The organism is Pseudoduganella sp. jia 9 (assembly GCF_055502615.1).
Genome location: NZ_JBUPWE010000038.1, coordinates 1 through 9,785, shown reverse-complemented (window position 1 = coordinate 9,785; position 9,785 = coordinate 1). Strand labels below are relative to the sequence as shown.

Below are 9,785 nucleotides of genomic sequence, written 5' to 3'. Positions count from 1 at the left end.
GTAAGCGTCTGTTCAGCACCGTCTTGAGCCGTCAGATGGAAAGCGAGATGATGTTTGCCACACCGCTGGGAAGCGGAGTTCAGCCGGCCAGTTTGGCGGCACAGTTCCAGGGCAGGAAGTCGTCGACGCGGTTCACAGGATGATCGGCGATATGCGTCAGCACGTGGCGCAACCAGGCTTCGGGGTCGATGCCGTTCAGCCTGGCCGTTCCGATCAGCCCATACATGGCAGCGGCGCGTTCGCCACCGCTGTCGGCGCCGGCAAATAGGAAGTTGCGCCGGCCCAGCGCGACGCCGCGCAGCGCGCGTTCGGCGGCCGAGTTGTCGATTTCGATGCGGCCATCGTCGGCATAGCGGATCAGTGCCGGCCACAGCTTGAGGGCATACAGGATCGCTGCCGCCGTATCGGATTTACGCGACAGCGTAGCGAGCGTGGCGTGCAGCCAGCGCTCCAGGTCGTCGAGCAGCGGTTTCGCTTGCTGCTGGCGGGTGACACGACGTTCGTCGGGCGGCTTGCCGCGGATGGATTCTTCGATGGCATACAGCTCGCCGATCCGGCGCAGCGCTTCGGTGGTCAGCGGTGTCGGGCGCGCCGCATGCAGGTCGTAAAACTTACGTCGCGCGTGTGCCCAGCATGCTGCTTCGATCACGCGGCCAGTGTCGTAGACCGCATTGAAGCCGGCGTAAGCGTCGGCCTGCAGCACGCCGTTGAAGTTGGCCAGGTGCGCCTGCGGATGTTCGCCTTTGCGGTCGGGTGAGTATGCAAACCATACTGCCGGTGGCGTGTCGTCACCGCCGGCGCGGTCGTCGCGCACGTAAGTCCACAAGCGTGCCGTGCGCGTTTTGCCGTTGCCTGGCGCCAGTACCGGTAGTGGCGTATCGTCGGCATGCAGTTTAGTGCCGGCAAAAACATAGCGGCGCAGGGCATCGATCAGGGGACGCAGCAGCATGCTGGCGGCACCGATCCAGTTGGCCAGTAGACTGCGCTCAAGCTCCACGCCTTCACGGCCGTAGATCACGCTTTGGCGATACAGCGGCAGGTGGTCGGCATACTTCGCTACCAGCACATGGGCCAGCAGTCCAGGACCGGCGATGCCGCGCTCGATCGGCCGGCTTGCTGCCTGTGCTTGCACGATCGTATCGCAGCAGGCACAGGCCAGCTTGGGACGTACGTGGCGGATCACGCGGAAACTGGCCGGCACGTACTCCAGTTGCTCCGAGACGTCTTCACCCAGATACTTCAGGTGGCCGCCGCAGTCCGGGCAGGCATCATTGCCCGGTGAGTGCACATGCTCTTCGCGTGGCAGATGTGGTGGCAGCGGCTTGCGTTCGGCTTTCTTGCGAGGCGCTACCTCTGCAGGCGCCTGGGCCTCGGCGACCGCTTCTTCCGCTTCCAGGTCTTCCAGCTGCAGTTCCAGTTGCTCTATCTGCTGGTCCAGCTTTTCAGAGCTGCGGCCAAACTGCATGCGCTTGAGCTTGGCCAGGACCAGCTTCAGGTGCTCGATCTCGGCGTCCCGCCTCGACAGTTCAGCGGTCAAATGCGCCAAGCGCGCTTCGCTCTGTTCTGCGTATGTTTCAATCCGTGCAGCACGCGCTTCGCTGGCCAGCAGCATGGCCTTCAAGGCAGCGATATCGTCGGGCAGGTCAGCGGCGTTGAGCATGCGACCAAGTTTACGCTGACGATAGCAAGTTTACAAGGCCGACTCCGGTCGCCAAGTCCGTTCTGGCCGGCGCCAGTCGATCCCTTCAAGCAGCATCGAGAGTTGGGCCTGTGTCAGCGTGACGGTACCGCTCGTGGCCTGTGGCCAGATGAAGCGGCCCTTCTCGAGGCGCTTGCACAGCAGGCACAGGCCATCGCCAGTCCACCACAGCACTTTAATGAGATCGCCGCGCCGGCCGCGGAAAACAAACACATGGCCGCTGTACGGATCTTCCTCCAAGGCAGTCTGCACTTTTGAGGCCAAACCGTTGAAGCCGGAACGCATATCGGTCACGCCGGCCGCGAGCCAGATACGTGTTCCTGCGGGCAGGCCGATCATCGGCGTAGCCCTTCCAGGACCACTGCCAGCGTTGCTGGATCGGGCCGACCTTCGATCCGCATCGTCGCATTGCCCAGCCGGATTTCGATCACGCCTTCGCAGCGCTGATCGCTCACACCAAGCCGTGGCGGTATCACTGGCGCCAATGTCACCGCAACCAGCCCCGGTTGATCGAACAGGCCGGCGCGCAATTGGCGCCGCCATTTGAACACCATATTCGAATTCAACTGATGCTGCAGAGCCAGCTGTGCAACCGACACACCGGGTTCGCACGCCTGTTGCGCCAACTTCCGCTTGAACTCCAGTGGGTAGTTCGTACTGCGTCGGCGCCTGCCGGGTTTGACCTCACTCTCCAAGATAGTCTCCACCAAAATTTAGTGGGGACTATCTTGGCAACTGGTGCTATTCAGTGTCTAGACGGTGCAGGCTGTACGCTTACGGCGTATCCATCGATGCTGGGAGATGAAAATCCCTCAGTCGAGTAGGGGCCCTGAATACAGCAACGAGATCAGCTATGCCGCGTGTAAGATGCCCCCCTCTCCGGCCGAGAAGGCGACGAGTGACAGGTACAGCTATGCAAAGCGCGACAAAGAACCCTCCGGTGGGTGTGATGGTCGTCGATGATCACCCATTGCTACGCGAAGGGATCATTGCTGTCCTCTCGAACGATATGCGCTTTGCTGTGGTAGCGCAGGCTGGGGACGGTAGCGAGGCAGTTCGACAGTTCTTAAGGCACCGTCCTGACGTGACATTGATGGACATGCACATGCCAGTGATGGACGGTCCGGAATCGGTCGCCGCAATCTTGAAGATCTGCCCAGGCGCGAAAATTATCGTACTCGCCACGTGTTACGGCGACGTACCGTCATTGCGCGCCATCCAGGCTGGGGCCAACGGATACCTGCTCAAAAGCGCTCTGCGCGCGGAGCTACCCAAAGCAGTCATCGCTGTGCACAACGGCAATCGCTATATCCCAGCGCAGGTCACTGCTGATCTCGCCGAGTACATTGAAACGGAAGCACTATCGGCGCGCGAAGCAGAGGTGCTGTTCATCGTGGCGGCCGGGAATTCAAACAAGCACGTGGCAAAGATACTAGGTATTTCCGAGGACACCGTAAAGGTACACATGCGCGCCATTCTGGCCAAGTTGGGTGCAAGTGACCGAACGCACGCTGTGGCAATCGCTTTTCGGCGCGGCATACTTTCTTCCAAGACCTGACCAAACCCTTAGCTTTAAAGAGCCGGAAGGGTCCTCGCTTCAGGATCGTTACCCCATATCGGGTACTTCTTTGTAACATTCCTGAACTAGCAGGAAATCAGCCCAACTGGTGTTCCTTCGGCAGGGGCGGTGCCTCATCATGGGATTTTTCTAAGCCGAGATGTCATGCCATCTGATCGCCCCCTGATTTACGTGACGCACATCGACCAGGTCATGGCTGAAGGAGTATCCGCCATCCTTGGATCGTCGCCGAATTTTGTGGTCGTCACTAGCCGAGGCAGCCCGACTATACCTGCGAACGTCAGCGTTATCGTCGCCGACTACCGCGAAGGAATTCGCCTTGCGCGGGACGCCACCCTGTCCGACGCCTATCGTCCACCGGTCCTCGTGATTACGAGCTTCGCAAAGGAAGTTCAAGTCCGCCACGCCCTCGACGCCGGCGTGCATGGCTACCTGCTCCAGGATTGCGCAACGGATGAATTGGTCGACGCGGTAAGCAAGTTGGCCAAGGGAATCCGCTACGTGTCGGCCAACGTCGCCATGTCGATCGCCGCCAGCGTGACAGGCACATCATTGACGCCCCGGGAATCGGACGTCCTCCAACTTCTTGGCAACGGTTACTGCAACAAGGTAATCGCGAGGGAACTTGATATCGGTGTGGGAACAGTAAAAAGCCATATCAAGGGGGTGATGACAAAGCTCAACGCCAAAGTTCGTACTGAGGCCGTTGTCATAGCCTCGCAGCGCGGACTGATTGCTGCAAATATCGGTTTGCTGACAGGCTAGGGTCAACGAAATCCTGGACACCAGATGGTGACTCGGCGTTGGTCTCTCGTACGCATACCGCTGCCGTAAAACTCTAACCTTCTCATCTCAACATGTCATCCATTACCGAAATCCTTCATTCGGGCACAGCACGGTCAATCGGCGCAGCGATCGCAGCGGGCAAGATCACCTCAATTGAAGCAACGAACTGGTATTTGGCGCGTATCGAACGGTTGAGCTTTGGCGAGGGTGGACTCAACTGCGTACGCAGCATTTCGCCGTCGGCTCTCGAAGCTGCCCAGCGTGCTGATGCCGAGCTTGCAGTCGGCCGCTCGCGTGGCCCCTTGCACGGCGTACCCTACCTTATCAAGGACAACTTTTTTACCGCCGACGGCACGTACGCCTCCGCGGGATCAAAGGCACTTGAACAGTTCATCCCGCCGTACGAAGCGACCGTTGTGCAGCGGTTGCATGACGCCGGCGCTGTGCTGCTCGGGAAGACCCATCTCACCGAGTTTGCAGATTTTGTCTCCGATACCATGCCCGCCGAGTTCAGCGGTGTAGGCGGCGTCGTTCGGCATCCCTTGGGTTTGAAGTTCGGCCGGGGCCAGGGATCCAGCGTGGGCTCTGCAGCAGCCGTCGCGGCGAGGTTGTGCGCCTTTGCGATAGGTTCCGAAACACAGAATTCGATCCAGGCTCCTGCCGTTTCCAGTTCGATCGTTGGATTCAAACCGTCAGTAGGCACCGTGAGCCGACATGGAATCATCCCGTTGGTTCCAAGCCAGGATTCACCTGGTCCTTTGACACTCAACGTCGACGATGCGGCTCTCGTCTTCGAAGTGCTGCAAGGCGCGGATATGCATGACACGGCGACCTTGGGCTCACATTTGCCTGCGAGCCAAGGCGGTACGCTGCAGGGTCTTCGCATTGGTGTGCCGCGCCGCTTCGTGGCCGACACGATATTGAACGAGGATATAGAACCTGCGTTCGAAGATGTCCTCCGCATGCTGGCGGAAGCCGGCGCCGTCATCGTCGATCCATGCGATCTTCCAAGCGCCGAGCAACTTGCCGACGTGCGCTCATGCGTATTCCGTACCGAATTTAAAGCAAGCCTCGGCGCAATGCTCCAGGCGCTAGCGCCATGCGGCATGTCCTCAATAGCAGACATCATCTCCTGGAATCGTGAGCACCCGGAAGCAATTCCTTACGGCCAGGCACTCCTCGAAGCGGCAAATGCTTCAACCGGCGTTCTATCGCAACAATACATTGATGATCGAAGGCGCGACATCGCCTTGAGTCTACACGCGGGAATTCGTTCAGCGCTGATCGCCGGGCGCGCGGACGTACTGTTGTCACCCATGACGGCCGCAGCCAAATGCACCGGTAAGGCAGGCGCGCCAGTCGTGGCCATCCCGGTCGGAACAGACCGGGCGGGAAATCCGTTTGGTGTGACCGTTCTTGCGCAACCAGGTCAAGATTTTGCATTACTCAGGGCAGCGCTCGAAATTGAGCAAGTGATCGGACAGCGCATCGAGCCCAACCTGGACTGAACGTTCGTTGATAGGTTATCTGTTGATGATGGGCCAGCCCCGCGCCGGCCACAGATAGGGACCAGTGAATACCCGTGGCAACCGATCATTAGGCCCCGATCAGGGGAGCGGATCGCTGCCATACGAGAGAAGCATCGCCGGCAGAGCCAGGGTTATCCTTCAGGTACCAATTATTGGCAGCTTCTTGCCATTCCTTTTATCCAAAACCTTGAAGAGAGAAAAAATGTCGGTTGATAAAAAAGTCGAGAATCTTGGCGTTGCATGGGAAAAGCTCTTCGGCTATGTGCAGGCCGTCCAGGTGAAAGACACGATTTATATCTCTGGACAGCTAAGCCATGATGGAGAAGGCCAGCTCATAGCGCCGGCGGAAGTCGACACCAACGGGAAGCCCGTTGATTTCTCGCAGATGGAAGCGCAATTGCGCCAGACGTATGTCAATGCGATCGCTTTGCTCGCCCGCTACGGTGCCACCCTTGAAGACGTCGTGGAAGAAACGCTCTATGTTCTCGATGTAGATGCCGCCTTCACCGCTGGCGGCAAAGTCAGGAAAGAAGTGTATGGGGTCGAGCAGCCGCGATGCGCGAGCAATCTCATTGGCGTTTCGCGCCTCGCGTTTCCTGCACAGCTGGTTGAAGTCACGCTCCGGGCCGTTTTGGCAGATCGCAGTTAAGTAATTCGTCTGCCACTCGCGCTTGCGGTGCAAACGGCGCGAGTGAGGTGACTAAGCCTAGTAGCCGTGTGTGGAGGGGACTGGAGCCATTCCCGCCCCGAGGCTGTAAGTGGGTCCCAGGCGAGATCGTGCTAGCTGGCTCCTCCATTGATCAAGTAGACGCCGAGCGCAGTGTAGCGTGCCCCCAAGGACTGCTTTTGGGGTGAAGAGGACATGTACATTCGCGCATATTGCAACTATGAACCAGGAATCGGGCCCAAGTCCAAGGCTGGTTTCAGTCCTGGCAACGTCCAGCTAGCCCTGATGACATCTGCAAAGTGGAGGTAGGTAAGCAGGTGGGTAGTCAGCGGATCAGTCGAATTCCCATAGGAGGTACTGCTGACACCGTCTCTGCATGAGCACAAGCGACCGGTTTCAATGCCGACGCGAGCAGGCGTATATTTGCATAAGCGCGACGGCGAAATCGTCCCCCGCGTCGCCCGTTCCTTGATGTCGCGACCTGACAAATTGCTGAGCGATAATTTGTCGTAATGAGAGATTCAGAGCTCATAGTCGGAGCGACTCAGCAGTCATGGCATTTCCAATGGTATCCGGACGGCAGGGCCCGCCTGTTTCGCTAACGAATTCAACAACCTGGCAAAACCCATTGATAGTCGAGTGGGAATGATTTCGTTCTGATCTTCGATCATGGGTTCGGGCAGGGACTCCGCGGTATCCAGCCCGAACAATCATGCCGGCCGCAGTGTCGTGGTTGGCAAGAAGGAGGTTGACAATGCCTACCTGCTGGATCATGGCCGGGCCGAACGGGGCGGGCAAAACCACATTCGCGCTGCAGTAATTGCCGAAAGTCGCCCAGTGCTGCCGCTTCATCAATGCGGATTTGATCGCTGCCGGTTTGTCGCCGCTGGCGCCCGAGCGGGAGCTCGTCGCAGCCAGCCGCCTGTTCCTGCGCGAGATCGAAGCATGTATCGAGCAGCGCGAGGATTTTGCGTTCGAGACCCCGCTGGCTGGCCGCAGCTATCTCAAGCTGGTGCATCGCTTGCGGGCAGCTGGGTGGCAAGTCGCGCTGATCTATCTGGCGCTGCCCAGTACCGAAATGTCCCGCTTGCGGGTGGCAGAGCGGGTTGCGCATGGCGGACACAACATTCGTGCAAAAGATATCGCAAGGCGTTTTCCGCGCAGCCTCGGGAATCTGATGAACGAATTCAGCTTTGCCGTCAACACCTGCCGCTGTTTCATGAACAGCGGCACTGTGCCCGAGCTCGTGTTCGAGCAATGGGGCGACCGGCGTAGTATTGTTCACCCCGAGCACTATCAACTACTTCTTCAGGAGACAGCATTGTGAACCTGATCACCGAATTACCTTCCGCAGAAGCCCAGCGGATGCTGGAAACGCTCCAGGAAGCCGTGTCGCAGAGCCTGGAGCGGAAAAAAGACTTGGGCAGTATGCCGTCGTATGGGAAGAGGGACGCCCGGTCTTGATCGGCGAGGATGCGCAGACAGCCGATAGCCCGTAGGTACGCGCTGGTAACGCTGCCGGGCTTTCGACTGGACCGGCGGAGCGCATCGAGCATGAAAACCAACTCGGAGCGCCAACGCTGCAGTATTCTTGCCAAAGGCGCCTTGCTGTTGACCTCCAATAGCTGCCGACAAAAAATCGCAGAAGGTCCCGGTTCTGCAGACCCAGTGCATTTTGGCCGGACCTTCCGCAGGATGACGGCTCTCATCCCGGCTGCATGGCGGACGCACATAGTCACTGGAAGAGTGACCAGGACCGCAGCCGCATCCCGGTCAATACCTCATTGCGCAAGAATATCGATGTCGTCTGCCGAATCCTCCGCGCGAACATGGTGGACAACCGGGTCAGCGGCCAGATACCCCTCCAGGCCCGCCATGAATGCCTGGTGGTCGCTGCTCGGTTCGAATCCCTGCGTATGGTCCTCGAGCGTTTGCCATCGCACGATGAGGTTGAAATGCGATGGCGTCTCGATCCCTTGCATCAGCCGATGGCCTCGATAACCCTTCGCGCGCGACAGCAGATGAACGACCTCGTCGAACGCGCGTTTGAAGGAATCGATCCGATCGGGTTTGACCGGTAGCGCAGCAATTTCGTAAATCATGATGTGCTCCTTCGACAGTGCTTATGCGTTGACCAGCGGAGTGCTCGAATCCGCTGCCGGGACCACCTCGATGGCGACCTTTCCACGCAAGCCGTTATCCCGGCTTTCCAGGCGGGCATGCGCGCGTGGAATGTCGGCCAGCGAATAGACAGCGCCGACGTGGGGACGCAGTTGGCCACGTTCCACCAGGGCGCTCAGTTCGTCGAGCTTGCCGCGATTCTGCCGTGTGAAGACGAAGTGATAACTCGCGTTCTTGCCCCAGGCCTGGATCAGGTTTTGCGGCTTCGCGGTATCGACGATGGAAACCACCCGGCCGAGCTGGGCAAGCGCGTCAGGACTGCGGGCGAGGGTATCTCCACCGATCGTGTCGAAGACCACGTCGACGCCCCGGCCGGCGGTTTCACGCATGACGACGTCGACGTAATCTTCATTCGCGTAGTCGATGACGACATCGGCGCCCAGGCTGCGCACGAAGTCGGCCTGGTCGGCACGGGCGGTCGTGAAGACCCTTGCACCGATGGCCTTGGCCACCTGGATCGCCACATGGCCCACGCCACCCGCGCCGCCATGCACGAGGATGCTTTCGCCGACGCGCAGCTGCGCACGCACGACCAGCGCTTCCCATGCCGTTCCGCCGACCAGGGTCAGGCTTGCCGCTTCCACATGGCTGAGCGAAGCAGGCTTCTTCCCGATGATGTTTTCCGCTGCGACGTGGTACTCCGCATAGCTTCCCGGACCATCGAAAATCTGTGGCGTGTACCAGACCTCGTCGCCCGGAACAAATGCCGTCACTCCTGCGCCGATTTCCTCGACCACACCCGAAACGTCGTGTCCGGTAATCGCCGGAAGGGGAACGTGGTCCTGGTAGTCGCCGCGGCGCACCTGGTAATCCAGCGGATTGATGGAAGTGGCGTGGACCCGGACGAGAACCTGTCCTGCTCCGGGAACCGGCCTGGGCACGTCGCGAAGTTCGAATGCATCCGGGCCGCCAAAACTGGTAAGTGTCATCGCTTTCATTGTCGTCCTCATTTCGTCAAAAAGGGATATCGGGAAATTCCGATGTATACAAGCAAAAAAATTTACAGGTCTTTGCCGATGCGTTCGGCCAGGGCACTGATGGCTTCTTCGTTACGCTTGTAGTAGGTCCACTGACCGATGCGCCGTACTTCAATCAAGCCAGCTCTTTGCAGAGTTGCGAGATAGTCAGAGACTGTCGACTGCGACAATCCAACACCCTCCTGGATACTGCTCACGCAGACACCGACCGTATGAACGTCCCCTTCGTCCTGCGGGGGGAAGCCGTTCACGGGATCCTTCAACCGTCTCAGGATGTCGAGGCGGGTACGGTTGGAGAGGGCCTTGAATATTTCGAGTAAGTCCATGCGTTGGAGTATATCGAGATTTCGCGATATGTCAAGCTATT

At 59.0% G+C, this 9,785-nt stretch carries 12 protein-coding genes; 6 read left to right on the top strand and 6 right to left on the bottom strand.

What is annotated here, in order from left to right; all coding sequences use genetic code 11:
• Positions 1-79: 79 nt before the first annotated feature.
• Genes tnpC through tnpA form a run of 3 tightly spaced genes read right to left on the bottom strand, consistent with a single transcriptional unit; the run spans position 80 to position 2,394 of the window.
• Complete coding sequence (gene tnpC / locus ACY34H_RS29940; protein WP_464976079.1) at positions 80-1,660, bottom strand: IS66 family transposase; 1,581 nt, start codon at positions 1,658-1,660, stop codon at positions 80-82.
• A 30-nt stretch (positions 1,661-1,690) separates the two neighbouring features.
• Positions 1,691-2,038, bottom strand: coding sequence for an IS66 family insertion sequence element accessory protein TnpB (gene tnpB, locus ACY34H_RS29935; protein WP_464976078.1), 348 nt, complete (start codon positions 2,036-2,038; stop codon positions 1,691-1,693).
• Positions 2,035-2,394, bottom strand: coding sequence for an IS66-like element accessory protein TnpA (gene tnpA / locus ACY34H_RS29930; protein ID WP_464976077.1), 360 nt, complete (start codon positions 2,392-2,394; stop codon positions 2,035-2,037). Before tnpA ends, tnpB begins: the two co-directional genes overlap by 4 nt.
• Before the next feature lie 254 nt (positions 2,395-2,648).
• On the opposite strand from tnpA, the gene ACY34H_RS29925 reads away from it, so the two are divergent.
• From ACY34H_RS29925 to ACY34H_RS29900, 6 genes are all read left to right on the top strand, one after another.
• Positions 2,649-3,257 carry a response regulator transcription factor gene (locus ACY34H_RS29925; RefSeq protein ID WP_464981042.1) on the top strand — a complete coding sequence of 203 codons (609 nt, stop codon included), beginning with the start codon at positions 2,649-2,651 and terminating at the stop codon, positions 3,255-3,257.
• Between the two features lie 165 nt (positions 3,258-3,422).
• Complete coding sequence (locus ACY34H_RS29920; RefSeq protein WP_464981041.1) at positions 3,423-4,043, top strand: LuxR C-terminal-related transcriptional regulator; 621 nt, start codon at positions 3,423-3,425, stop codon at positions 4,041-4,043.
• A gap of 92 nt (positions 4,044-4,135) precedes the next feature.
• A complete protein-coding gene (locus ACY34H_RS29915; RefSeq protein ID WP_464981040.1) occupies positions 4,136-5,572 on the top strand; it encodes an amidase family protein in 1,437 nt (478 codons plus the stop codon).
• Between the two features lie 223 nt (positions 5,573-5,795).
• Positions 5,796-6,242 (top strand): RidA family protein, encoded by a 447-nt coding sequence (locus ACY34H_RS29910; RefSeq protein WP_464981039.1) that lies wholly within the window; start codon positions 5,796-5,798, stop codon positions 6,240-6,242.
• A gap of 838 nt (positions 6,243-7,080) precedes the next feature.
• Positions 7,081-7,587 carry a Zeta toxin family protein gene (locus ACY34H_RS29905; RefSeq protein ID WP_464981038.1) on the top strand — a complete coding sequence of 169 codons (507 nt, stop codon included), beginning with the start codon at positions 7,081-7,083 and terminating at the stop codon, positions 7,585-7,587.
• A complete protein-coding gene (locus ACY34H_RS29900; protein ID WP_464981037.1) occupies positions 7,584-7,724 on the top strand; it encodes a hypothetical protein in 141 nt (46 codons plus the stop codon). Before ACY34H_RS29905 ends, ACY34H_RS29900 begins: the two co-directional genes overlap by 4 nt.
• Before the next feature lie 317 nt (positions 7,725-8,041).
• Here ACY34H_RS29900 and ACY34H_RS29895 read toward each other — a convergent pair whose 3' ends face one another.
• From ACY34H_RS29895 to ACY34H_RS29885, 3 genes are all read right to left on the bottom strand, one after another.
• The gene (locus ACY34H_RS29895) at positions 8,042-8,362 is read right to left on the bottom strand and encodes an antibiotic biosynthesis monooxygenase family protein (RefSeq protein WP_464979488.1); all 321 of its coding nucleotides are present in this window, start codon (positions 8,360-8,362) and stop codon (positions 8,042-8,044) included.
• A 21-nt stretch (positions 8,363-8,383) separates the two neighbouring features.
• Complete coding sequence (locus tag ACY34H_RS29890) at positions 8,384-9,379, bottom strand: zinc-dependent alcohol dehydrogenase family protein (RefSeq protein ID WP_464979489.1); 996 nt, start codon at positions 9,377-9,379, stop codon at positions 8,384-8,386.
• A gap of 62 nt (positions 9,380-9,441) precedes the next feature.
• Positions 9,442-9,744, bottom strand: a complete 303-nt coding sequence (locus ACY34H_RS29885; protein ID WP_464979490.1) for an ArsR/SmtB family transcription factor — start codon at positions 9,742-9,744, stop codon at positions 9,442-9,444.
• Positions 9,745-9,785: the final 41 nt, after the last annotated feature.

Excerpts from the sequence above, each read along its gene's own strand:
- ACY34H_RS29925 (WP_464981042.1), top strand. The coding sequence starts at position 2,649 with ATGGTCGTCGATGATCACCCATTGCTACGCGAAGGGATCATTGCTGTC.
- ACY34H_RS29915 (WP_464981040.1), top strand. The coding sequence starts at position 4,136 with ATGTCATCCATTACCGAAATCCTTCATTCGGGCACAGCACGGTCAATC.
- ACY34H_RS29910 (WP_464981039.1), top strand. The coding sequence starts at position 5,796 with ATGTCGGTTGATAAAAAAGTCGAGAATCTTGGCGTTGCATGGGAAAAG.
- ACY34H_RS29885 (WP_464979490.1), bottom strand. The coding sequence starts at position 9,744 with ATGGACTTACTCGAAATATTCAAGGCCCTCTCCAACCGTACCCGCCTC.
- ACY34H_RS29920 (WP_464981041.1), top strand. The coding sequence starts at position 3,423 with ATGCCATCTGATCGCCCCCTGATTTACGTGACGCACATCGACCAGGTC.
- tnpC (WP_464976079.1), bottom strand. The coding sequence starts at position 1,660 with ATGCTCAACGCCGCTGACCTGCCCGACGATATCGCTGCCTTGAAGGCC.
- tnpB (WP_464976078.1), bottom strand. The coding sequence starts at position 2,038 with ATGATCGGCCTGCCCGCAGGAACACGTATCTGGCTCGCGGCCGGCGTG.
- ACY34H_RS29890 (WP_464979489.1), bottom strand. The coding sequence starts at position 9,379 with ATGAAAGCGATGACACTTACCAGTTTTGGCGGCCCGGATGCATTCGAA.
- ACY34H_RS29895 (WP_464979488.1), bottom strand. The coding sequence starts at position 8,362 with ATGATTTACGAAATTGCTGCGCTACCGGTCAAACCCGATCGGATCGAT.